Genomic DNA, 22079 nt, shown 5'->3' on the forward strand with positions numbered 1-22079 from the left:
ACATGCTGCATGTGGACTCGCCGATCTAGTCGGCGAGTGACGATAGCGAAACCCAGGTCCGTTTCCGGCTTGCGAAAATCGAAAACTTGCCTAAATGAGGGAAGCCCTGGCTTAGCGCTTGCGCTGATCACGCGCAGGGGCTAGGGCTTGATCTGATCCGCAACAAGGTGATGTGATGGATACCCAAGACGATATCGACGAGATTTTCGACGACCTGCCAAGCCTCAAGTCTGTGGCGCCCTTTGTGGCGCTGGCTTCGAACGTGCGCTGGTTCCGCACTCTGGGCGAGGACCCCGACCGCCAGACGGTGGAGATCGCGCGCGCCTACGCCGAAGCGCTTGGTTTCCCGGAAGCGGAACCCGGTTTCCTGGCAGACTGGGAAGAAGCCGCCGACGCGGCTGAAAACACCGAAGTCAACAGCCCGGCCTGGGAAGCGGAAGAGCAGCTTCGCGCCGCGCTGACGGACGATGCGCTTGGCGTTCTTGACGAGCAGACGCTTGAAATGGTCATGACGCACGTGACCGGTGCAGTCTCCGAAACCATTGAGGAAAGCGCCACGGAAGCGTCGCGCGATCTTCGGATTCTTGATGAGGAATTTGTGCGGGCGACATCGGGCGCGGCGGTGCAGGCGACCTATCAGGCAGCCTTGGCGGCCATGACTGGCGCAGAGGAAGACCACCCCTTCGCGCTTCGGTTCCAGCTGTTTGAAAAAGGCCGCTGGCCCATCGGTATTATCGGCAACAGTTTTCTGATTTTTTAGAATTATAAGACAGGCGAGGGAGCGGCACATGCGGCTGATTACATGGAACATCAACTCGGTGCGGGCGCGCACCGATATCGTCGAGCAGCTGGTGCGCGACTATCAGCCCGACGTGCTGTGCCTGCAGGAAACCAAGGTGCAGGACCATATGTTCCCGACCGGCTTCTTCGAGGAACTCGGCATGCCGCACGTGGCGATCCACGGCCAGAAAAGCCACCACGGTGTGGCGACGGCCTCGAAGCTGCCGATCGGCGACCATTTCAAGATTGATTGGTGCGAAAAGGGCGATGCCCGCCATATCGCGATCCAGATCGACGGCATGCCCACCATCCATAACTTCTATGTGCCCGCAGGCGGCGATGAGCCTGACCCAGTCATCAACGACAAGTTCGCCCACAAGCTTCAGTTCCTGGATGAAATGACCAAATGGTCCGCAGACCTCGAGGGTGATCATGTCCTGGTGGGGGACCTCAATATCGCGCCCTATGAAGACGATGTGTGGGACCACAAGAAGCTTCTCAAAGTCGTCTCGCACACGCCGGTGGAGGTGGAGGCCATGCTGAAGCTGATCGAAGCCCACAACTGGCAGGACATCATGCGCGATTTCGTGCCCAGGGATCAGAAGCTCTATAGCTGGTGGTCCTACCGCGCGCGCGATTGGTCAGCAGCAGACAAGGGCCGGCGGCTGGATCACGTGTGGACCAGCCCGTCTCTCAAAGGAAAAGCGATCCACATGGAAGTGATCCGCGACGCTAGGGGCTGGGAAAAACCATCCGACCACGCGCCGGTGCTGGTGGACTTCGATTTTTAGGAATTGCTTTGCAATGGTGAAATGGAAAACCAATGCAGGCGTGTTTTTTCAAGTGATCGCTTGTTGTGTTTTAGCCTATGCTGGATATACAGCCTATTTCTTGGACCCGCATGTTTGGGAATGCGGAAAATTGGCTGGATTAGCGGTATTCCTAATCTATCCACTTACGATATTTGCAATTGTTCTTTTTTGGCTTGGAAAGCGCCTAAAAGAAATAAGGGTTTTGATTTCTCCGTTTTGGGTCATCACATCCATAGTATTGGCCACGCCAGTTTTCGTCGACTTATACGGGTATGAAGGCCCTGGATGTGAATTGTCAGATGAAGCAGAGGCAGGTCAGGTATGAACCTAACCTACAAAATCGAGACCATGACGGCTTCGGACGTGCGCACGGCGGTGGAATGGGCGGGGCGCGAGGGCTGGAACCCGGGCCTCAATGACGCCGAAACTTTCTTTGCCGCTGATCCTAACGGCTTTTTCAAAGGCACCTTGGATGGCGAGACCGTCGCCACCGGCAGCGCCGTCATTTATGACGACAGCTATGCCTTCTGCGGGCTTTATATCGTGGCGCCGGAGCATCGCGGCAAGGGCTATGGCCTGGCGCTCACAAAGGCCCGGCTGGCATATTGCGGCGACAGGAATGTGGGCATCGACGGGGTGCTGGAGAATGTTCGCATCTATGAACGCATCGGCTATCAGCCTTTTTACGAGAACTGCCGGTTCGAGGGTGAAGCGAAAGCGGAATTGCACAACGCTGCATCCGTGCACGCCATAACGTCCGATGATTTCGCGGCTATTCGTGCCTATGACCGTCTGTGCTTCCCAGCCCACCGAGACGCTTTCTTGAAGGCATGGCTGGGGCAGGGTGACGGTCGCGCGGTTTGCTATAAAGCGGACGGCGTGGTGAAGGGCTATGCCGTTCGCAGAAAGTGCCTTGAAGGCCACAAGGTGGGGCCGCTGTTTGCGGACGACGCCCATGTGGCCGAAACCCTTTTTGGTGCCCTGCAGGCAGACATTGAAGGCGAAAAGGTCATCCTTGATACGCCTGAGAATAACCCGGAGGCCATCCGGCTTGCAGAAACGCGCGGCATGCAGAAAGTGTTCGCCACCGCGCGCATGTACCAAAAAGGCCTGCCCGACATTCGGACAGGCCAGATCTTCGGCATCACGACTTTCGAGCTGGGTTAGGCGCTAAATTGGCCATGTTTGCATCTATTTTCTAGGCTTTGAGGCGCTTGAGAACGGCTTTACTCACAAAAAGATACCGACTGTTTCCATCCCGTTCTTCTTCCCTTTGAATGAAGGTTTCCAGCCGTCGAACGAATTCTGCGGCGGCGGGATCATTTCTAACGGTGGAGATATAAGCACCCATTGGGCAACCATCGAAGCCGACATGCCAAAGCATCGCGAGGAAATATTTGATGCGTAGCTCTTTTCCCATATGGCGAACTTCATCATTGTAATAGACTTCAAACTTGTTGATTACCAGCGAAGCGCCAAAGGCATCCGTGTGGTCCTTGTGGCTTCTGGATGTGTCTATATCAGTAATAATGTCGCCTACAAGTTCATGCAGGCGACGTTCGTCCTTGCTGTGGGCACGCGCGCCCGGCTCTTCAGCGAAGGTTGAGGGATTAATACAGCTTGAAAATGCCATAAAGGCTACAAGAGCCACGTTGAAGCGCATCAAAAAACCCCTCTTTAAAATCTGGGGTCAAGCCTAGGTTTTCAGCGCTGTGATTGTCAAAATAAAACCCCGCTATCAGCGGGCGGGGTCTCGCCGTTTAAGATTGCCAAGCGTTAGGCTGTGAAGCCCTGCAGGCTGTAGCCGCCGGGTTCCGTCACCAATAGCCGCGCCATGCCGGGTTCATTCTCGATTTTCTGCCGCAGGCGATACACGTGGGTCTCCAGCGTGTGCGTCGTGACACCTGAATTATAGCCCCAAACTTCCGCGAGCAGTTCATCGCGCCCAACGGCGTTGCCGCCCGCGCGGTAGAGATACTTGAGGATGGAGGTTTCCTTTTCGGTCAGGCGCACTTTCTTGCCACTGTCTTTCTCTTCCAGGATTTTGCCTGAAGGGCGGAAATGATAGGGGCCGATGTCGAAGGTGGCGTCTTCGCTTTGCTCATACTGGCGGAAATGGGCGCGGATGCGCGCAAGCAGCACCGTAAAGCTGAAGGGTTTGGTGACATAGTCGTTCGCGCCGGCATCCAGTCCCAGCACCGTATCGGCGTCAGAGACATTACCGGTCAGCATGATGATCGGCACGGAAACGCCGCTCTTGCGGATGCGTTTACAGAGCTCACGGCCATCCATGTCAGGCAGGCCGACATCAAGGATAATCATATCCACTTGGTTGTCCTTGAGGAAATCAAGCGTCTCGCAGGCGGCCCCTTTCTCAACGGTTGTGAACTCGTCACACAAGGCCAGTTGGTCCGCGAGACCTTCCCGCAGATCTACATCATCGTCCACAAGCAGCAGTTTGCGAGTTGGCATTCCAAAAATCCTCCGACGCGTAAAATTATTTGCCATAGTATGCAATAACCAGCCCTATATAAGAAGTGGAAAGCAATCTTGCCATCACGCCCGGTCACAATTGTTTGATTGGCGCGCGAGGCTGTGACAAAAAGCGGCTGCTGACTTTTGGAGAATACCCGCTATATGAAGGGCATGAACACATCTGACCAATCCCTTCTGCGCCTTGAACGCGCGGCAGACGAGCTTCGGCGCGGCCAACCCGTTGTGGTGACAAGCGGCGCGCAGGCGCTTCTCGTGATGCCGCTTGAGCTTGCGAACACGCCCGCGCTTGCGCGCTTTGACCAGATGGTAACTGGCAGCTTTGTCATGCTGACCAATAACCGTGCCCTGTCACTTAAAGTGGCGGGCGAGGACTGGGCCGCCGTGCGGCTTGAGCGCCCAAGCTGGATGAAGGCGGAAGACATGGTCGCGCTTGCGGACCCAACGCTTGATCTGGCGTCGCCGCTGAAGGGCCCCTACCGGCGGGTGAACCATCCATCGACTGAACTGGATGAGGCGGCGATCAAGATGGTCAAGTGGGCGCGGCTGCTGCCTGCTGTGCTGGCCGCGGAAGTATCGGGCGCGGACGCCTTCCCGGACCAGATGGCAGTGAATGCCGACGAGATTCTGAACGCTGATTTCACGCAGGCCGCTGCGCTTCGGCAGGTGGCGTCGGCGCGGGTGCCGCTCGCGGGTGCTGAAAATACCCACCTGGTGTCCTTCCGGCCAATGGCGGGCGGGATTGAGCATATCGCGATCGTGATCGGGGAGCCAAACCGGCATGATCCGGTGCTGATGCGTATCCACAGTGAATGCTTCACCGGTGACTTGCTGGGGTCCCTCAAGTGCGATTGCGGCGAGCAGCTTCGGGGTGCGATCAAGGCGATCGAGGACGCCGGCGGCGGCGTGCTTCTCTATCTGGCGCAGGAAGGCCGGGGCATCGGTTTGATCTCGAAACTCAAGGCCTATGCGCTGCAGGATCAGGGCTATGACACGGTGGATGCCAACACGCGCCTCGGGTTCGATGTGGACGAACGCGTTTTCGCGCCGGCAGCTGAGATGCTCAAGCAGCTTGGGTTCAAGTCGGTCAGGCTGATGACCAACAACCCGGACAAGGTTGCGGGGCTGGAGCGTTTCGGCGTGACGGTCACCGAACGCGTGGCGCACAAGTTCCCAACCAATCCGCACAATGAGCAGTATCTGGCCACCAAGAAGGCCAAGACAGGTCACATCCTTTAATGACTGTCTGGCTAGTGACACCAGACAAGGACAACAGCCGCCGTGGGCGCTTGACCGGCCCTATGTTCGAGGCGCCTTGCGCGCTGGGGAAACACGGTGTGATAGCACAGGACCGGGGGCGTGAGGGCGACGGCAAGACGCCGGCGGGTACTTACCCGTTCAGGAAAGTCTTCTACCGCCCCGACCGCGAAGAACCACCGGTCACGGACTTGGCCGTCGAGGCGCTGACGCCCACCCACGGCTGGTGCGATGACGTGGAAAGCCCCCATTATAACCGGCTGGTGCGCCTGCCGTTCGGCCCATCACACGAGAAGATGTGGCGCGAGGATGCGCTTTATGACCTAGTCGTGGTCTTGGGGCATAATGACGATCCGGTGGTGCCGGGCCTTGGTAGCGCCATTTTCTTGCATGTGGCCAAGGACGGTTTCAAGCCGACGCTCGGTTGCGTCGCTGTGGAAAAGGGTGCCCTCCGCCGCTTCCTCAGGCAGGTGAAGCCGGACGACCGGATCAAGGTTGAGTTGGGTTAGCTATAATCCCGGGCACCGAAGATCGCTGTTCCTACACGAATATCTGACGCACCCATGGCGGCAGCCAAAGCGTAATCGCTGCTCATGCCCATCGACAGACGCTCAAGCCCATGTTTCTTCGCGAATTTCTTGAGAAGGCCGAAGTGCAAAGTTGGGTCATCCCCCACGGGCGGAATACACATAAGGCCCACCACATTGTGCCCTAAAGTGCGACACTCGTTGAGGAGGCTTTCAAGATCTTCGGCCAGCACGCCGCCTTTCTGGTCCTCGCGGCCGGTGTTGACCTGGAGAAAGATGGGCAGCTTGCGGCCCTGCTTGTCCATCTCTGTCGCCAGCGCCTTGGCGAGCTTCGGGCGGTCGACCGACTGGATCACGTCAAACAGCGCCACAGCGTTCGCCGCTTTGTTGGTTTGCAGGCTGCCGATCAAATGCAGTTCTACATCCGGGTAGTCGGGCTTCAGCGTGCCCCAGCGTTCTTCGGCTTCCTGCACGCGGTTTTCGCCAAACACCCGGTGGCCAGCCTCAAGCGCCGCGCGCACGCGCTCAAGGGGCTGAACCTTCGAAACCGCAATCAGCTTTGGCTGGTTCTCGTCTACGCCGACATGCTTGCACATGCGGGTGATCTCTTTTTTCACAGCATCGATATTGGCTTTGATGTCCGGCGTCATGGGCGCATGTCCTTTGGGCTTGTTGGTGCCCTGTTCCTATGGGATAGCTTAACCCCATGGTCAAGAGCGAGATTACATTAAGGGCTGAAGGCGCGGCTGCCAAGATGGTGGCGGCTTTGGGCGGCGCGCTACCAGTCTTTATCACCCATGCTGGCCGCGTGCCGGACCCGCTTGCTGTCGCCTCAGGCCTGCCTGAAGGCGCGATTGTCATTGTGCGGGACTATGACCATGCGGATCGCGCGGCCTTGGCCCGATCCCTCCGAGAAGTCACCAAAGAGCGTAGGCAGATACTGCTGATTGCAGGTGATGCTAGGCTTGCGCGCGCGGTGAATGCAGACGGCCTGCATCTGCCTGAGCATCAGCTCGTGCGTCCTCCGGTCCTGACAGGATTTTCCTTCGTGAGTGCCGCGTGCCACAGCCGGGCAGCGATGAAACGTGCGGCCGCCATCGGGGCCGACCTCGCGCTTGTGTCGCCGGTGTTTGAAACGCGCAGCCACGCCGGGGCACCCTGCCTTGGCCTGCACCGGTTCGCGCGATTGATCAAGGATGCACCGCTGCCTGTCGCGGCGCTAGGCGGCGTCAATACAGGGACGGCCAAAAAACTTAGGCCGCTAGATTTAGCGGCCTTTGCAGCGATTGACGGGTTTCTGGGTTAATTAGAAACGCAGGCGGCCACCCAGGAAGATCATCTGGGATTTTTCGCCCGCTTCCGGGTCCAGCATCAGGCGGCTGCCGTAATCATAATAGCGCACACCACCCGTGAGCCCGAGCGTGTCAGTCAGGCGGTAGCTTGCGCCTAACTCAACAGAAATGATGTTGCGGGCTTCGTTTTCAATGCCGTACAGGTCTGCGCCTTCACGGTATTCGCTCATCGACAGGCGGGCCGACCAGCTGTTGGCCTGATAGGAGAAGCCTACGTCAAAGCCAGACATATCTGGATCGAACAGGCTGGTCTGGCGGACAAGCGACGCGTCCAGGCCGAAACCGGAATAGCCGAGAGAAAAGCCAACATTATACTGGCGCTCTGCCAAGTCGCTGCTGTTGAAGGCGTTTGCCGCTGGCAGGCCCTGCATGGAAAGGCGGTAGGCGCTTTTGAGGGCAATCTCGAAACCACGATCTGTCGGGTCGTTCTTGTCTGCTCCGAAGGTCACACCGACACGACCGCCGGTACCGAAGATATCCTGGCCGTAAGAGCCGCGCACGGTGCCGTCTGGCGCCAGCAGCGAGGAGAAGTCAGGGCGGTCGGACAGGCTGCCAATGGCGGAGCCGGAGGCCGAAGGGCCTGCCTCACGCAGATAGAAGAAGCCATTGTCTTTGGATTCGGATTTGTTCCTGAGGCTCAGCTCAAGGTCCTTGATCGCGTCGCCTTTGTCAGTTTTCTGAACATCACGCAGCTTGGCCATCTGTTCAGCGATAAAGAGATCAAGGCTTTGCAGGAAACCACTCGATTCAAAACGCGTTTTTTCCTCCGCCAGCGTCGCTGTGGAGGAGGCTGAAATCATCAGCGCCGTGACGGCATATTTGATCGCGTTTTTCATAGCCTTCGCCAACTGGTACACATTAGTACGCCATAATGATATTGAATCCTTCGTTAACTTCGCAAGGGTCGAGGGCGAAAATAGGACTCCCTGTGTCCTGCTTGCCACTATTTTGACGCTTTTCGGACTGGTCAGCGCCTCTTCTGACCGCTATAACCCGCTGGAGGCCGAAAAAAGTTCGCCGGTCGCCTGGTGGCGACCAGACGGACAGGCCAGGAAAAAACGAATCCACGGGGTGTAGTATGCAAAATTTTGCCCGTACCATGATGGTACTGATGGTCAGTCTCTCACTGGGCGCTTGTTCGATGTTCGGCGGTGGCGACAAGGGTGAGGAGATGGGCCCGCGGACCACGGCAATCGGTGTGAACGGTTATCTGTGGCAGGCGGCGCTTGATACGTTGTCTTTCATGCCGTTCGACCAGGTAGAGCCATCGGGCGGTGTCATCACCACGCACTGGCATTCCACGGCTGACGCCCCCGACGAGCGGGTCAAGCTGACGGTGCGTTTCATGTCCAAGGAGCTGCGCTCGGACGGCGTGAAAGTATCGGTTGTCCGCCAGGAACGTACAGACGGCAATTGGCTGACCGTACCGGTGCAGGCCGCGACAGCGCTGCAGATTGAGGAATCGATCCTTGAGCGTGCCCGCCAATTGCGCCTTGCGGTGTCAAACTAGGTTGCACCATTTTGCAGGGTGCTCTTGCGGGCGCCCAGATAACCAGTTCGAGCCGGGCGTGAGCCCGGCTGTTTCAGTATAATAGAGGCGGGGCGAAAGCCCGGCCGGCAGTACAGAGATAAAGATCATGTCCCGCTACAACGCAAAAGCCACCGAAGCCAAATGGCAAAAAGTGTGGACCGAGTCCCAGACCTTCAAGACGGACACCGCGTCTGAAAAGCCGAAATATTATGTGCTTGAGATGTTCCCTTATCCGTCGGGCCGGGTGCATGTGGGCCATGTGCGCAACTACACCATGGGTGACGTGGTGGCACGCTACCGCCGGGCACAGGGTTATGAGGTGTTGCACCCCATGGGTTGGGACGCTTTCGGTATGCCTGCGGAAAACGCCGCGATGGAGCGCAAGGTTCACCCTGCGGACTGGACGTACGACAATATTGCCAACATGCGCGAGCAGCTGAAGCATATCGGCCTCGCCATCGATTGGGATCGCGAGATCGCCACTTGCGACCCGTCCTACTATGGCAAAGAGCAGCAGATCTTCATCGATTTCTACAAAGCCGGTCTGGTGTACCGCAAGGAAAGCTGGGTGAACTGGGACCCGGTCGATAACACGGTGCTCGCGAACGAGCAGGTGATCGACGGCAAGGGCTGGCGTTCCGGCGCGCCGGTTGAGCGCCGCAAGCTCAGCCAATGGTTCCTCAAGATCACCGATTTCGCTGACGATCTTCTTGAAGGCCTTAAGGGCCTTGAGTGCTGGCCGGACAAGGTGCGCCTGATGCAGGAAAACTGGATCGGCCGCAGCGAAGGCCTGAAGTTCGATTTTGAAATTGCCCAGACAGGCGAAAAGCTGCCGGTTTATACAACGCGACCGGACACGCTGTTTGGTGCCAGCTTCTGCGCCATCGCGGCGGACCACCCGCTGGCGGCGAAACTGTCGGAAGATAATGCAGACCTGAAAGCCTTCTGTGACGAGTGCCGCAAGACCGGCACCACCGAGGAAGCGATCGAAAAAGCCGAGAAGAAAGGCTTCGACACGGGCCTTACGGTGAAGCATCCATGTGACGACACGTGGGAACTGCCGATCTATGTGGCCAACTTCGTGCTGATGGACTATGGCACCGGCGCCATCTTCGCCTGCCCGTCGGGCGACCAGCGTGACCTTGATTTCGCCCGCAAGTACCACCTGCCTGTGGTGCCTGTGGTTCTGCCGGAAGGCGAGGATGCATCCTCGTTCGAGATCGGCACAGAGGCCTATACGGGTCCGGGCAAGATGATCAACAGCCGCTTCCTTGACGGCATGGAAGCCATGGACGCCAAGGCGCACATGATCGACCTGGCCGAAAAAGAAGGCTGGGGCGAACGCACGGTCAACTTCCGCCTGCGCGACTGGGGTGTTTCCCGCCAGCGCTATTGGGGCACGCCTATCCCGTTCGTGCACTGTGATGACTGCGGCGTGGTGCCAGTGCCAAGCGACCAGCTGCCGGTTGAGCTGCCTGAGGACGTGTCTTTCGACAAGCCGGGCAACCCGCTGGAGCATCACCCCACCTGGAAGCACACCGATTGCCCTTCATGCGGCAAGAAGGCCGTACGTGAGACGGACACGATGGACACGTTTGTCGACTCGTCCTGGTATTTCCTGCGCTTCTGCACACCGGACGCTGACGAGCCGTTCGACACGGATGTGGTCAACGAATGGCTGCCGGTGAACCAATATATTGGTGGTGTGGAGCATGCGATCCTGCACCTTCTTTATGCCCGCTTCTTCACCCGTGCGCTCAAGCATGTTGGCCGCACCAACATTGAAGAACCGTTCGAGGGCCTGTTTACGCAGGGCATGGTGAACCATGTGACCTACAAGGACAGCGATGACGAATGGGTGTTCCCTGAGCTTGTCCGCGCCCGCGAGGACGGGTCCCTGTTCCGCACCGACAACGGCCTTGAGGTGACCGAAGGCCGGGTTGAGAAAATGTCCAAGTCGAAGAAGAATGTGGTCGACCCAGACGACATTATCGACCAGTACGGCGCAGACACAGCGCGTTGGTTCGTGCTTAGTGATAGCCCGCCAGAGCGCGACCTTCTGTGGACTGAAGCAGGCATCGAAGGCGCCTGGCGTTTTGCCCAGCGTGTTTACCGCCTGGTGATGACGCCGCCGTCGGACTTTGCCGCTGTGGGTGCCGCTATCCCTGAAAGCCTGTCCGACACGGCACTGGCGCTTCGGAAAGCCACGCACAAAACCATCGAAGGCGTGACGGCAGACATTGAAAATCTTCACTTCAACAAGGCTGTGGCTCGTTTGTATGAATTCGCCAATGCCGTTGGCGGCAAATGTGTGGGCGACGGCGCGCCGGAAGCGCTTCGCGAAGCGCTGGAGACGCTTGTTCTTCTTGTGGGCCCAATGATGCCGCACCTGGCGGAAGAGCTCTGGCAAGCCCTTGGCCACAAGACGCTGGTGTCCGAAACGCCGTGGCCAAAGGCCATCAAGGCGCTGACCGTTGATGACACGGTCAAGATGGCCGTGCAGGTAAACGGCAAAGTGCGCGACACGATTGAAGTGGCCAAGGATATGGCCAAGGAAGACGTGGAAGCGCTGGCGCTCGGCCTTGAGAATGTCAAGAAATACACCGACGGCAATACCATCCGCAAAGTGATTGTGGTGCCCGGCCGTATCGTCAACATCGTGGCCAACTGATGCGCAGCCTCCTCGTCATAGCGGCAGCGCTTCTGCTGACAGGCTGCGGTTTCCGCCCGCTTTACGAGGCCGGTGGCTCCTCGCGCGCCATGCAGGCGCATCTCGCAGGGGTTGAGGTCGCGCCCATTGCCGACCGCCTTGGGCAGGTGATGCGCAACCGCCTGATGGACCGCCTGAACGCCGGCGGCACGCCCGATTACCGCCTGACTGTGACGCTGGAGCAGAGCACGCAAGGGTACGGCATCCGACCGGACGCCGCCGCCACGCAGGAGCAGCTGACGCTTGTTGCCCACGTGAGCTTCACCAAACTTGATGGTGAAGAGCTTGTGTTTGTGGAAGATATGCGCGCCCGCACGTCCTATGACCTTGTGCTGTCGGATTTTGCCACGGTGACGCAGCGCGAAGACAGCGCACGCCGTCTGGCGCTTGAGCTGGCGGAACGCATCCACCGGCGACTGGCGCTCTATTTCACCGCCAGGGAGACTGAGGGCCAGTGAAGGTAAAACCCCGCGACATACCCGCGATCCTCAAGTCGCTCGACCCGAAAATCCGGGCGGTGCTTGTGTTCGGCCGGGATGACGGGCTGGTGCGGGAACGCGCCGAAAAAATTGGCAAGCAGATTGCCGAAGACCTTTCAGACCCTTTTCAGGTAGCGCGACCCAGCCTTGCGGATATCAAGGAACATCCTTCGCTTCTCTTGGATGAGGTCTCTGCCATCTCGATGATGGGCGGCAGGCGGCTTGTACGCCTTGAAGGTGCGGGCAATGAAAGCACCGAAGCCGTGAAGCTGGTGCTGGGGTCCGATCAGGGTGATGGCCTGCTGACCATCACAGCAGGGGATCTCAAGCCCACTTCAAGCCTGCGGAAAACCATGGAAGCGGCCAAGAACGGCCTTGCCATCGCCTGCTATGAAGACAGCATGCAAGACCTCATGGGGTTGGTGCAGACAGTGCTTGCGGATGCCGGGCTCAGTGCCACACAGGATGCGGTGGCCTATCTGGTGGAAAACCTGGGCGGTGACCGGATGGTCTCGCGCGGCGAACTTGAAAAGCTGGTGCTCTACAAAGGCGCTGAAGGTGGGCAGGTAACGCTTGCGGATGCAAAGGCCTGCGTGGGCGACACGTCGGCCATGGGCCTTGGCCAGATTGCGGAAGCCGTGACGGCGGGCAACCTGACGGGCCTTGACCGCCTGATCGAACGCGCCTGGACGGAAGGCCACAGCGCGATCCCGATCCTCCGGCATCTGCAGATGCGGCTGATGCGCTTTCACCAGGCGCGCGGCATGATGGACCAGGGCATGAATGCTTCGGAAGCTGTGAACAAGCTTCGCCCGCCTGTGTTTTTTGGCGAGCGCGACCGTTTCATGGGCGAGGTCCAGCGCTGGTCCTCGCGCAAGATCGAGATGGCGCTCGATATCCTTCTTGAGGCAGAGATCGATTGCAAGACCACGGGCAACCCGGCCGACGTGATCTGTGCCCGTGCGCTCCTTCGGCTCACCAAGGCGGCGAAATAACCATGAAAATCGGATTTTTCGGCGATAGCTTCGTGGCGGGCGTGGGCGACCTAAGCGGCACGGGCTGGGTCGGTCGCTTGTGTGAGGCTGCGGGTTTAGATTATGAGGTCTTTGGCCTGGAAGGCGATACATCGGAAGGCGTCATGAACCGTTGGCAAGGCGAGGCCGAAGGGTATGGCTTTGACCGGCTGGTCTTCATGGTGGGCTCCAATGACGCGCTCCTGAACGAGCACCGCCGGGTCACCATCAATGAAGTCAACCGGTTGAAGAACGCCAAGGCCATCATGGTTGCGGCACGCGCGATGGCACCCACGCTGTTTGTCAGCGCGCTGCCGGTGGTCTCTGACGCGCCCGCGAGCGGCCGTATCGGCGACATGGCGCGCCAGATGGGCATGATCGCCCGAATTAACCGCGTCTCTTATGTGGATATCTGCGCCGATGTGGCTGCGTCAGATGTGTGGCGCAAGGAAGCCATGGCAAATGACGGCGCCCATCCGCTTGAGGGCGGCTACCAGCTTGTCGCGGACCTGATCGCGAAAAGTCCCGTGTGGCAGGAATTCCTGAAGGGTTAGGCTCTATTTCACCCCATGGAGTTTCCGGTAGGCGGTGGGGGAAAGCCCGAAGGTGCGCTCGAAAGATTGAATGAGCCGCACGGGTGTGCCGAACCCGCTTTCGCCCGCGACAGTCTTGAGCGGCAGGCCGGGGCTTTCAAGCAGCGTGCGGGCGGCTTCAAGCCGCAGCTTTTCCAAGTACCGCGCGGGCGTATCGCCCATTTCCGAGACGAACTTGCGGTGGAAGCTGCGTTCGCTCATGCCCGCCTGTTCGGCTGCGTCCGTCACGGTAATGGTGTCCTTCAGGTGCGCCTGCATCCATTCAAGGGTGCGACCAAAACTGCCTGTGGTCTTGCTCTGGCCTTCGAGCAAACTGCTGAACTGGGTCTGGCTGCCGGGCCTATGGGCATAGACCACCAGCCGCCGCGCGATCCGCATGGCAATATCGCGCCCCAGGTCCCGCTCCACCAGCGCAAGCGCCATATCGATGCCTGCGGTAACGCCCGCAGAGGTCCACAAGGGGCCGTCTTCCACATAGATGGCGTCGGCGTCGACGCGGGTGTCGGGGTAAAGCCGCTTGAGTGCACCGGTGGCTTTCCAGTGGGTGGCAACCCTTTTACCGTCCGCAAGGCCTGCTGCCGCCAGCAGGAAGGTGCCCGTGCATACAGACCCGATGCGTCGGGTCGTGGTTGCGGCTTCCCTGATCCAGTTCAGGGCATTTTCCTTTGTAGCCACACGGCGGACCTGCGCGCCCTCGCCGCCGACAACCAGCAGCGTATCGATGCCTCTTGGGCTGACGCTGACAAGCGGCGTTGCGTCCATCCTCAACCCACAGCTTGACTGCACAGCAGCGCCATCAAGGCTGGCGAGCACCGGTTCATAGGCCGGGGTTGGCAGTTCCTCATTGGCGCTTGCGAACACCTGGAACGGCCCGGTGATATCCAGCACCTGCGCGCCATCATAGGCGATAAAGACGATCTTTTTCCTGGCCGAGGTCATGGCTCGCATTCTCATGGTTGGCAGAAATCAATAATAATTTGTCATATCAGCCACTGGGTTTCAAGGGCAAGATGGCGTCACCCGATCACGACACGGAGAACAAAAAATGTCCCTCACCATTGGATTCCTGATTTACCCCAATCTGACGCAGCTTGATTTCACCGGCCCCTATGAGGTGCTGGCCCGCGTGCCGGGTGCGAGCATGCATGTGGCCGCAAAAACGCTTGACCTAGTGACGTCCGACAGCGGGCTCCAGATCCTGCCTACGGTTACGCTTGCGGATTGCCCGCAACTTGATGTGCTGGTGGTGCCTGGCGGCCCAAGCGTGGACGACTGGTATGAGGACGAAGAGATCATCGGTTTCCTGCGGGCGCAGGGGGCGACCGCAAAGTATGTCACATCCGTATGTACCGGGTCATTGATCCTGGGGGCGGCGGGGCTGCTGGACGGCTATAAGGCCACCACGCACTGGGCGGCGATGGATAACCTCGCGCCCTTCGGCGCAAGCCCCACGGAAGGTCGGGTGGTCAGGGACCGCAACCGCATCACCGGTGGTGGCGTGACCGCAGGCATTGATTTCGCTTTTTCAGTAGTGGCGGAACTGGCGGGGCCTGAGGTCGCGAAGGCGATCCAGCTGGGACTTGAATATAACCCCGAACCACCCTTTAAGGGCGGGCACCCCAGTGTGGCGGAACCGGAATTGGTGGAGGCCGTGACGGCCATGATGGCGGACCGGCTTGATCGCCGGCGACAGGCAGCACAGAGGCATGCCGTAGCGGGCTAGGTCCCCAAAAGGAAACCGGCTGTCCAGGAAACCCAAAGGGAAACCCAGACAGCCGGCCGCATTTCGGAAATTTTCCTAGCCGATTAATTAAGGTTAACCGGCGTCGGTTCTTCGCCGCCGTCAGCCGCCGAAGCAGCCTGGGCTTGTTGCGCTTCCTGTGCCGCTTGGGCACGGAAAAGCGCTTCGAAGTTGATTGGCTCCAGAAGGAGCGGCGGGAACCCGCCATCCCGGCTTGCGTCAGCGATAATGGCGCGCGCAAACGGGAACATCATGGAAGGTGCCTGGATCAGAAGGAACGGCTTCAGCGCTTCTTCAGGCACGTTACGGATGCCGTAGAGGGAGCCGTAAGCAAGCTCAACCACGAAAGCAACCTGTTCGCCACCGCCTTCAGCAGGGGCCGTTGCCTTTGCAGAGATCTTCAGCTCTACCTCATAGACTTCGTCATTCATCTTGCGAACGCCGACGTTTACATTCACGTCGATGGCTGGCTTCTGGCCGGCCAGCGCCTGCAGGCTTGCAGGGGCATTCGGGTTTTCAAAAGAAAGGTCTTTTACATACTGCGCAATAACGCCGGCCTGTGGGCCTTCTGCACCTTCAGGTGCTGGGCCGCCTACTGGCGCCTGGTCATTGCCGAATTCATTTTCTGCCATTTTTTCACTCTTTTCATTGGTGCCAGCCCCCCAAAACCAACAGGGTCGGCAAATCTGGGGCAAACGGCTAGCATGGATTTATCGATTGAACAATATGCAAATGCGCCAAAAATGGCGGATTTCCTAATTTATTGGTTGTCGGGGTGGTCCTTTTCCTTGAGGCGTGCTTTTGCCGCATCCTCTTCAGTCCGTTCTTCCCAATATTCCCCTTCGATGATGATGGTCTCATGGGGCCGTGCCTGTCCGCGCCGGACCACAAATTGCGCCATTCCAAGCTTTCCCAAGGCCAGCCGCACAGGCGGGATCAGCAGAAGCGCCCCGACAAAGTCGGTCATGAAGCCGGGGATGAACAGGAAAACCCCTGCAATTGCCAGAAAGAAGCCATGGACCAGACTGGCGCCCAAAGCCCCGCCATCCCTGGATGCCGCCTGCATTTCCTGGAACACCCTGATCCCCTGCCGCTTGACGATAGACAGGCCGACAGCTGCGGTGAGAATGCAGAGCGCGACTGTGGAAAGCGCGCCAATCTCTTCGCCGATGTCGATCAGAATGGCCAGCTCTGCCACCGGCAGGGCCAAAATTAACAAAAATATGATTAAGGGCATTTCTTGTTCTTTCTAACGATTACCCTTATCTATAAAGGAAGAGATGGTGCCCGGGTCAATAGTCGGGCAGAAATTCAGTGCATAAAAACGCTAATGAGACAGTAAAACATGGAATTAGTTATTCTTGCGGCGGTCGCGGCCTTTATTCTTCTTCGGTTGCGCTCCGAGCTTGGAAATAAAACAGGCAATGAGCCACTGCCACCGGCAGCGGGCAATATGCACGGACGCCACGATCACTCGGATGCCATGGGCGATGACAGTGCAGGCGATCGCCCTGATGTCATCATGGGCGACCAGACGGTTATTGACCTTGAGCAGAACCCGGCGCTGAGGAAGGCCTATCAGGATATCCGTCATGCGGACAGGTCTTTCGACCTGAACACCTTCATGACCGGTGCCAAGGCGGCCTATGAAATGATCTTGGAGGCCTTCTGGAAAGGCGACAAGGAGACGCTCAGGGAGTTTCTTGACGATTCCGTTTACGAGCAGTTCGCTGGCGCCGTTGACAAGCGCGAGGCAGACGGCCTGGTGGTTCATAACAAGATCCTTGATGTGACCGAGATGGATATCATCGGCGCGCAGCTGATTGACCGCACAGCGGAACTGACGGTCCATTTCCGCGCCGAGCTGATCGCTGTCACCAAAGACAAAGACGGCAATGTGGTTGAAGGCAATGTATCCGACGCTGTTGAGGTGAACGACAAATGGACCTTCGCGCGCGATACCAAGTCGCGTACGCCGATGTGGACCCTCGTGGCAACGCGGGCGGGCTAAGCCGTGGGCCGCGCGCTCAGCTATACAGTCGGGCTTTTGCTCCTGATCGCGCTGCCGCTTGCGGCAGCGTTTTTCCTTCTCTCCCATAAACCGAAGGGCCTTTTGTTCAGGCCAGTGCCATTTTCTGAACTGCCAGGCTGGGTTGCTGACGACCTCTCGCGTACGCTGCCGGCGCTATACAAAAGCTGTGACCGTATTCTTGGCTTTCCGGAAAACCGCCGCATTCCCGGTGCCCGCATTGGTGGCCACGCCCGCGACTGGGAGGCCGCGTGCCAGGATGTGTTGCTGGCAACCGATGATGCGTCGCTTAGGCATGTGCTTGAGGCGCATTTCCAGCCGCTTGAGGTGTCTGTGGGTGGCAACCCGGTTGGAGTATTCACCGGATATTATGAAACGCTGCTGCACGGAAGCGAGGTCAAGACCGCGCGCTATAGCGTGCCGCTTCACACCCGCCCGCCAGAGCTCGTGAGCGTTGACCTGGGCACCTTCCGTGCTGATCTGAAGGGGCGCCGCATTGCGGGCGAGGTGAAGGGCAACAAGCTTGTGCCTTATGCCGACCGGGCGGCGATTGCTGATGGCGCGCTTGATGGCCGCGACCTTGAACTTCTGTGGGTCGATGACCCGGTAGATGCCTTCTTCCTGCATATCCAGGGCTCTGGCCGGGTGCAGATGCCGGACGGCAGTTTACGCATGATCGGATACGCCGACCAGAACGGGCATCCTTACTATGCCATCGGTCGGACACTGATCGAAGACGGCGAAGTGGCGCGTGAAAATATGTCCATGCAGGCGATCCGCGCCTGGCTGGCGGACAACCCGGACCGCATGGACGCCCTGATGAACAAGAATGCCTCATATATTTTCTTCCGCGACTTGGGTGAAAGTGATGGGCCTTTCGGGTCTGCCGGTGTGCCGCTGACGGCGCGGCGCTCGCTGGCTGTTGACCGGCGGCACCTGCCGCTTCATGCGCCTGTTTGGCTTTCCACATCGCACCCCAACCCCCGCGGGCCTATGGCAGAGCCTGTTGCTTTCAATCATCTGATGGTGGCCCAGGATACGGGCGGCGCCATCAATGGCGAAATCCGGGGGGACGTTTTCTGGGGCTTTGGCGAAGAGGCCGAGCTGATCGCAGGGCCAATGAACAATGCGGGCCGCTATTGGCTGTTGCTGCCGAAGGCGCTCGCGGATCAGGCTGTCGGGGAATGATGCCGTGGCCAAAAAACCAAAGCTGAGCGAGCGAGACGAGGCCATCTGGCAGAAGGTGGCGGAAAGCGTGACGCCTCTGGGCGATCGGCCCGATGCCCCTCCCATTCCTCCGCGGCGCATGGTGCGCGACCTTCGGGAAGGCCAAGGCCTGCCAAGCGAGTGGCATTCCCGCCCCAGCCCCACACCCGACGCCCGGATTGATAGGAAGACGCGCCGGCAAATCACCACAGGGCGGCAGGAGGTGGACCGCTCGATCGACCTGCACGGCATGACACAGGAACAGGCCTTTCGGGTGCTGAAGTCCACCGTTGAAGGCGCGGTCAGGCGCGGTGACAAGACGCTTCTGGTGGTCACTGGCAAGGGCGGCAAGCGCTTTTCCCAGCTGGACGCAACACCCGCGGCTTATAGGACCCGCGATGAGTTCGAACAGTTTGGCGGTGTGCTTCGGCGCATGGTGCCCCTGTGGCTTAATGGGCCTGAACTGAAGCCCTTCATCCAGTCCTACGGCCCGGCGGCACAGGAGCATGGCGGCGAAGGAGCCATGTATGTGATCCTGAGGCGCCGCTTGCCAGGCAGCCGAAAGGGAGGGGTATCATGACCCCTTTTGGCGAACGCCTGCGCGAGCTTCGGAAGAGACAAGGCATCAACCAGGCCGAACTGGCGGCGGCGCTTGATGTCTCGCCTGCCTATCTGTCGGCGCTTGAGCACGGCAAGCGTGGTGCCCCCAGCTGGGCCTTCATCCAGAAGGTGATCCAGTATTTCGGCCTGATCTGGGATGAGGCAGAGCAGTTGCAGGAGCTGGCGCAGCTGTCGAAACCCAAGGTCACCATTGATACGGCAGGCATGGATGAACGCGCGACGCTTGCGGCCAACCTGCTCGCACGCCGCATCGGCCGCCTTAATGACCGCGAGCTTGACCAGTTGCTGGCTTTCCTGAGCGATCAGCCCAGGGGCGGTTAGTTAGACTCATATTTCGCAATGGATCTTTTGGCACCATATAGCCAGCGAGGTGATCGGGCTCAAATTCAGTTCTGGTGACGCTTGGCTGTTCGCGTTCATTGTAATTCGGGTTATCAAGAGTTTGGAATCCAATGGAGAAGCGCTTTATTCTAATGTACCAGTTCGACAAGTGCTTTCTACGATAAAGGCTAAAAGAAAACCTAGCGACTTTTAGTCGTGCATTCTGACGATAATTTCTCCAGTACGTTCGAGATATTCACGATATCCGGGTGGCTTTCCTTCAGGCCCATGGACATCAGCATGTCTTTCTTCTGGGTCAGGTCCGCGATGCGTGTGGTGCATTCGTCCGGCTCCTCTTTCACCTCAACAACCTGCGGTTTCTGCAGGTCATGCAGAATGATATTCACCTGATTGAGGCGGGTCTGCATCTCGCTTGTCATCAGGCGCAGGCGGCGAACCTCTTCCTTCAGCACAACAACCTGATCTTCCAGAAGCTGGATGCGGGCCCTGTCTGCTTCATCGGTGGCGGCCAGGGCCGGCTGGGTTAAGAAAACAGCGCCGAGCGAAAGCGCAAAAACAAAACGCAACATGAACTATTCCTTCGGTCAGGACCCCTTGGGCGGGACCATATCAACATGGGCCAATTGGCTCAAGCTTCACATTTTCCGCTTAGGGAAGTTTGCTGCTGTCTGGTTTCAATAAGCTGGTTCATCAGCTGGACATAAAGCCGGTTTGGCTTTTCCGAAATCACAGTGCCACTGGCGTCCTTTTCCTGGACCATGGCTGGGATGTTCCTGATTTGCGCTTCAAGTGCCGCATAGGTTTCTCTTAGTACTGCGAGCTGTGCAATGCATCCCGACGGGCTCATCGCAGCATGCTTTTCCGGGCTTGTTCGACTTTGGCTTGATGTCGCCAGATGGTTGGAGAGCTGCACATAGGCCAGTACCGCAAGCGAAAGCGTGATAACCCCCAGGCAGGCTTTTGAAAATGTGTCGGTCATAATGTCCCCTATCCCTTGATAGGAGGCAGATTATAGCGGCGTGCTGCGGCTGGCAATGATTGATTGTGTATTATCAACCCAAAAGGGCGCTTGTGCAGGCGCGTTCGCGGGCCTGCATACCTTCTTCAAGAACCCGCTTTTCAAACCGCATCAATGTATGGGTTCGGTTCAGAAGCGTGATGCTTTCACCATCTGAAAGCTCATAGGTTACCTGTGCTGGGCTGCGCTGAAGGCGTTTGTCAATAAAGGCGATGGCCTGCCTGTAGGCTTTCATGGTGCTGATGCAGCGGGACGCCACGCCGATCATGGACTGGGTCTGTCCGTCACTTGCTTGCGTGGAAGCGGCTGCAGGCAAGGGCGCAGCAACTGCGATTGCCACCAATGTTACGTAACAAAGAGATAACCAGCGGGCTTTCCCGGTCATTGGCATTCTCCTGAGTTCAGACCAACAACTATAGCACAAAAATCGCTTCCCGGCGGAGCACTTTTGCTTGGCCTCGGCCGCGCCAATGGCACAGGTCCGGGCGAAGCATTCACCCAGTATCCCAGAAAACCTTTAACAACTTGAAAAGGAGAGCGTGCATGGCCGCGCAAACGGACCTGCCGTTCGACCAGTTCCGCCTGGTTCACAGGCAGGGGGCGGGCGGCGTCCTTCAAAGCCACATCCATGTGTCGCACCGGCGGCTGGGTGGTAACCGCGGCTTGGTGGAAACCCTGTTCCGGGACGCGGAGGGTGTACGTGCCGTGCCGGGCATTGTGGGCGCGGGTGCAACCACGCTGGCGGCCGCTGAATAAGGCGGAGTGGCGCTTCTGCAATCTTTGGTATAATTTACACCCTCATGCACCAAGGGAGAGCAGCCATGGCAGACCCAGAAACCAACGCAGATGATTTCCTGAAGGACGTGATTGAGCCAGTCCTGAAGGACATGGCGATGGACGGTGCGGCTGCGGAAAAGCTTCTGATGATGACGGCGTGCCACGAAAGCATGGGCTTTCGCTACCGGGTGCAGCAGGGCGGCCCGGCGCTTTCCTACTTCCAGGTTGAGCCCAATACGCTGAACGACCTGTATGAAAACTATCTGGCTTTTCGGCCCGACATGCAGGCGCTGGTGGATGCGTATCTGCCAGAGGAGCTGGACCGGCTGGAAGCGCTGGAGACAGACGACAAATATGCCTGCGCCGTGGCGCGGATGATTTATTGGCGGGTGCCGGAAGCCCTGCCGCATGTGACAGACGACGAAGGCCTGGCGGCCTACGCCAAGAAATACTGGAACACCGAACAGGGCGCGGCGACAGCGCAGAAATATCTGGACGACTATCGCCGCTATGGCCCGAACCCGGAGCCGGTTGGTTGGGCCTAAGGAAATATATCAGCGCTTCTGCTGACAGCCTGCGACTTGAACTTTCATCTTCTCGTTGGCCGGCAGAGGTCTGTTTTACCGTTTTCAAGGACATTTGAGGTATGTCGGATCCACTGATCAGAAGGGTTGGTTCTGGATCATATCACGATGATCAGGCGGGTGCGTGTCTGCTAGGCAGATATACCGCTTACACATATACATACGCCCGATATCGCATGATAAATCACTGCAGCTCAGGAGGACCTACGCCGCG

29 protein-coding genes are annotated in these 22079 nt (G+C 58.5%); 19 read left to right on the plus strand and 10 right to left on the minus strand.

The features are described 5' to 3' along the window. Positions 1-175 precede the first annotated feature (175 nt). From ACFO5Q_RS02310 to ACFO5Q_RS02325, 4 genes are read left to right on the plus strand one after another with little or no spacing between them, the layout of a single operon-like run. Positions 176-760, plus strand: a complete 585-nt coding sequence (locus ACFO5Q_RS02310) for a hypothetical protein (protein ID WP_068148245.1) — start codon at positions 176-178, stop codon at positions 758-760. 28 nt (positions 761-788) lie between these two features. After that, the gene (gene xth / locus ACFO5Q_RS02315; protein ID WP_068148248.1) at positions 789-1571 is read left to right on the plus strand and encodes an exodeoxyribonuclease III; all 783 of its coding nucleotides are present in this window, start codon (positions 789-791) and stop codon (positions 1569-1571) included. A 13-nt stretch (positions 1572-1584) separates the two neighbouring features. Beyond that, positions 1585-1917 (plus strand): hypothetical protein, encoded by a 333-nt coding sequence (locus ACFO5Q_RS02320; RefSeq protein WP_068148249.1) that lies wholly within the window; start codon positions 1585-1587, stop codon positions 1915-1917. Then, positions 1914-2759: a GNAT family N-acetyltransferase gene (locus ACFO5Q_RS02325; RefSeq protein ID WP_068148252.1), complete on the plus strand. Its 846-nt coding sequence runs from the start codon at positions 1914-1916 to the stop codon at positions 2757-2759. Before ACFO5Q_RS02320 ends, ACFO5Q_RS02325 begins: the two co-directional genes overlap by 4 nt. A gap of 31 nt (positions 2760-2790) precedes the next feature. Here ACFO5Q_RS02325 and ACFO5Q_RS02330 read toward each other — a convergent pair whose 3' ends face one another. Then, positions 2791-3255, minus strand: coding sequence for a hypothetical protein (locus tag ACFO5Q_RS02330; RefSeq protein WP_068148255.1), 465 nt, complete (start codon positions 3253-3255; stop codon positions 2791-2793). A 113-nt stretch (positions 3256-3368) separates the two neighbouring features. Then, positions 3369-4064 (minus strand): response regulator transcription factor, encoded by a 696-nt coding sequence (locus ACFO5Q_RS02335; RefSeq protein WP_068148258.1) that lies wholly within the window; start codon positions 4062-4064, stop codon positions 3369-3371. Positions 4065-4229: 165 nt separating this feature from the next. Between ACFO5Q_RS02335 and ribA the strand changes: the two genes are divergently transcribed. Next, positions 4230-5324 (plus strand): GTP cyclohydrolase II, encoded by a 1095-nt coding sequence (gene ribA, locus ACFO5Q_RS02340; protein ID WP_082719900.1) that lies wholly within the window; start codon positions 4230-4232, stop codon positions 5322-5324. Between the two features lie 62 nt (positions 5325-5386). Continuing rightward, positions 5387-5851 carry a L,D-transpeptidase family protein gene (locus ACFO5Q_RS02345; protein WP_068148628.1) on the plus strand — a complete coding sequence of 155 codons (465 nt, stop codon included), beginning with the start codon at positions 5387-5389 and terminating at the stop codon, positions 5849-5851. Here the strand turns inward: ACFO5Q_RS02345 and ACFO5Q_RS02350 are convergent. Next, positions 5848-6519 (minus strand): YggS family pyridoxal phosphate-dependent enzyme, encoded by a 672-nt coding sequence (locus ACFO5Q_RS02350; RefSeq protein WP_068148261.1) that lies wholly within the window; start codon positions 6517-6519, stop codon positions 5848-5850. The two genes, ACFO5Q_RS02345 and ACFO5Q_RS02350, sit on opposite strands and share 4 nt — an antisense overlap. Positions 6520-6575: 56 nt before the next feature. On the opposite strand from ACFO5Q_RS02350, the gene ACFO5Q_RS02355 reads away from it, so the two are divergent. Then, positions 6576-7175 (plus strand): thiamine phosphate synthase, encoded by a 600-nt coding sequence (locus ACFO5Q_RS02355; protein WP_068148264.1) that lies wholly within the window; start codon positions 6576-6578, stop codon positions 7173-7175. On the opposite strand, the gene ACFO5Q_RS02360 is transcribed toward ACFO5Q_RS02355, so the two are convergent. Continuing rightward, positions 7176-8057: an LPS-assembly protein LptD gene (locus ACFO5Q_RS02360; protein ID WP_068148266.1), complete on the minus strand. Its 882-nt coding sequence runs from the start codon at positions 8055-8057 to the stop codon at positions 7176-7178. It lies immediately after the preceding gene. Positions 8058-8299: 242 nt separating this feature from the next. Between ACFO5Q_RS02360 and ACFO5Q_RS02365 the strand changes: the two genes are divergently transcribed. The 5 genes from ACFO5Q_RS02365 (at position 8300) to ACFO5Q_RS02385 (ending at position 13508) form a co-directional block, all read left to right on the plus strand. Further along, a complete protein-coding gene (locus ACFO5Q_RS02365) occupies positions 8300-8731 on the plus strand; it encodes a DUF3576 domain-containing protein (protein ID WP_068148273.1) in 432 nt (143 codons plus the stop codon). Positions 8732-8858: 127 nt separating this feature from the next. Continuing rightward, entirely contained in the window at positions 8859-11423 is a 2565-nt protein-coding gene (gene leuS / locus ACFO5Q_RS02370; RefSeq protein WP_197421098.1) for a leucine--tRNA ligase, read from the plus strand. After that, a complete protein-coding gene (lptE, locus tag ACFO5Q_RS02375) occupies positions 11423-11920 on the plus strand; it encodes an LPS assembly lipoprotein LptE (RefSeq protein ID WP_068148281.1) in 498 nt (165 codons plus the stop codon). The genes leuS and lptE overlap by 1 nt, the downstream gene beginning before the upstream one ends. Further along, positions 11917-12936: a DNA polymerase III subunit delta gene (gene holA, locus ACFO5Q_RS02380; protein WP_068148285.1), complete on the plus strand. Its 1020-nt coding sequence runs from the start codon at positions 11917-11919 to the stop codon at positions 12934-12936. Before lptE ends, holA begins: the two co-directional genes overlap by 4 nt. Before the next feature lie 2 nt (positions 12937-12938). Beyond that, positions 12939-13508, plus strand: coding sequence for a GDSL-type esterase/lipase family protein (locus ACFO5Q_RS02385; RefSeq protein ID WP_068148288.1), 570 nt, complete (start codon positions 12939-12941; stop codon positions 13506-13508). A 3-nt stretch (positions 13509-13511) separates the two neighbouring features. Here ACFO5Q_RS02385 and ACFO5Q_RS02390 read toward each other — a convergent pair whose 3' ends face one another. Further along, complete coding sequence (locus ACFO5Q_RS02390) at positions 13512-14486, minus strand: GlxA family transcriptional regulator (RefSeq protein WP_068148292.1); 975 nt, start codon at positions 14484-14486, stop codon at positions 13512-13514. Positions 14487-14592: 106 nt separating this feature from the next. Between ACFO5Q_RS02390 and ACFO5Q_RS02395 the strand changes: the two genes are divergently transcribed. Beyond that, positions 14593-15270, plus strand: a complete 678-nt coding sequence (locus ACFO5Q_RS02395) for a DJ-1/PfpI family protein (protein ID WP_068148294.1) — start codon at positions 14593-14595, stop codon at positions 15268-15270. Positions 15271-15353: 83 nt separating this feature from the next. Here the strand turns inward: ACFO5Q_RS02395 and secB are convergent, their stop codons facing one another. Together secB and ACFO5Q_RS02405 are read right to left on the minus strand one after the other, a co-directional pair. Next, on the minus strand, positions 15354-15920 hold the full coding sequence (gene secB, locus ACFO5Q_RS02400; RefSeq protein ID WP_068148298.1) for a protein-export chaperone SecB: 567 nt from the start codon (positions 15918-15920) through the stop codon (positions 15354-15356). A 128-nt stretch (positions 15921-16048) separates the two neighbouring features. Further along, complete coding sequence (locus ACFO5Q_RS02405; RefSeq protein WP_082719901.1) at positions 16049-16525, minus strand: FxsA family protein; 477 nt, start codon at positions 16523-16525, stop codon at positions 16049-16051. 108 nt (positions 16526-16633) lie between these two features. Here ACFO5Q_RS02405 and ACFO5Q_RS02410 point away from each other — a divergent pair, with 108 nt between their 5' ends. From ACFO5Q_RS02410 to ACFO5Q_RS02425, 4 genes are read left to right on the plus strand one after another with little or no spacing between them, the layout of a single operon-like run. After that, complete coding sequence (locus ACFO5Q_RS02410; protein WP_068148303.1) at positions 16634-17299, plus strand: Tim44/TimA family putative adaptor protein; 666 nt, start codon at positions 16634-16636, stop codon at positions 17297-17299. A gap of 3 nt (positions 17300-17302) precedes the next feature. After that, on the plus strand, positions 17303-18505 hold the full coding sequence (gene mltA / locus ACFO5Q_RS02415; protein WP_068148307.1) for a murein transglycosylase A: 1203 nt from the start codon (positions 17303-17305) through the stop codon (positions 18503-18505). Between the two features lie 4 nt (positions 18506-18509). Continuing rightward, complete coding sequence (locus ACFO5Q_RS02420) at positions 18510-19103, plus strand: Smr/MutS family protein (RefSeq protein WP_068148310.1); 594 nt, start codon at positions 18510-18512, stop codon at positions 19101-19103. Next, positions 19100-19465 (plus strand): helix-turn-helix domain-containing protein, encoded by a 366-nt coding sequence (locus ACFO5Q_RS02425; protein ID WP_068148313.1) that lies wholly within the window; start codon positions 19100-19102, stop codon positions 19463-19465. The genes ACFO5Q_RS02420 and ACFO5Q_RS02425 overlap by 4 nt, the downstream gene beginning before the upstream one ends. Positions 19466-19665: 200 nt before the next feature. On the opposite strand, the gene ACFO5Q_RS02430 is transcribed toward ACFO5Q_RS02425, so the two are convergent. The 3 genes from ACFO5Q_RS02430 to ACFO5Q_RS02440 all read right to left on the minus strand — a co-directional run bounded on the left by ACFO5Q_RS02430 (position 19666) and on the right by ACFO5Q_RS02440 (position 20889). Next, entirely contained in the window at positions 19666-20055 is a 390-nt protein-coding gene (locus ACFO5Q_RS02430) for a hypothetical protein (RefSeq protein WP_068148316.1), read from the minus strand. A 59-nt stretch (positions 20056-20114) separates the two neighbouring features. Beyond that, on the minus strand, positions 20115-20465 hold the full coding sequence (locus ACFO5Q_RS02435) for a hypothetical protein (RefSeq protein WP_068148319.1): 351 nt from the start codon (positions 20463-20465) through the stop codon (positions 20115-20117). A gap of 73 nt (positions 20466-20538) precedes the next feature. Then, the gene (locus ACFO5Q_RS02440) at positions 20539-20889 is read right to left on the minus strand and encodes a hypothetical protein (RefSeq protein WP_068148321.1); all 351 of its coding nucleotides are present in this window, start codon (positions 20887-20889) and stop codon (positions 20539-20541) included. Positions 20890-21047: 158 nt separating this feature from the next. Here ACFO5Q_RS02440 and ACFO5Q_RS02445 point away from each other — a divergent pair, with 158 nt between their 5' ends. Together ACFO5Q_RS02445 and ACFO5Q_RS02450 are read left to right on the plus strand one after the other, a co-directional pair. Further along, positions 21048-21260, plus strand: coding sequence for a hypothetical protein (locus ACFO5Q_RS02445; protein WP_068148324.1), 213 nt, complete (start codon positions 21048-21050; stop codon positions 21258-21260). A gap of 65 nt (positions 21261-21325) precedes the next feature. Continuing rightward, the gene (locus ACFO5Q_RS02450) at positions 21326-21826 is read left to right on the plus strand and encodes a hypothetical protein (RefSeq protein WP_068148329.1); all 501 of its coding nucleotides are present in this window, start codon (positions 21326-21328) and stop codon (positions 21824-21826) included. The last annotated feature ends 253 nt before the right edge of the window (positions 21827-22079 follow it).

The organism is Kordiimonas lipolytica, from assembly GCF_042651265.1.
GTDB lineage: Bacteria > Pseudomonadota > Alphaproteobacteria > Sphingomonadales > Kordiimonadaceae > Kordiimonas > Kordiimonas lipolytica.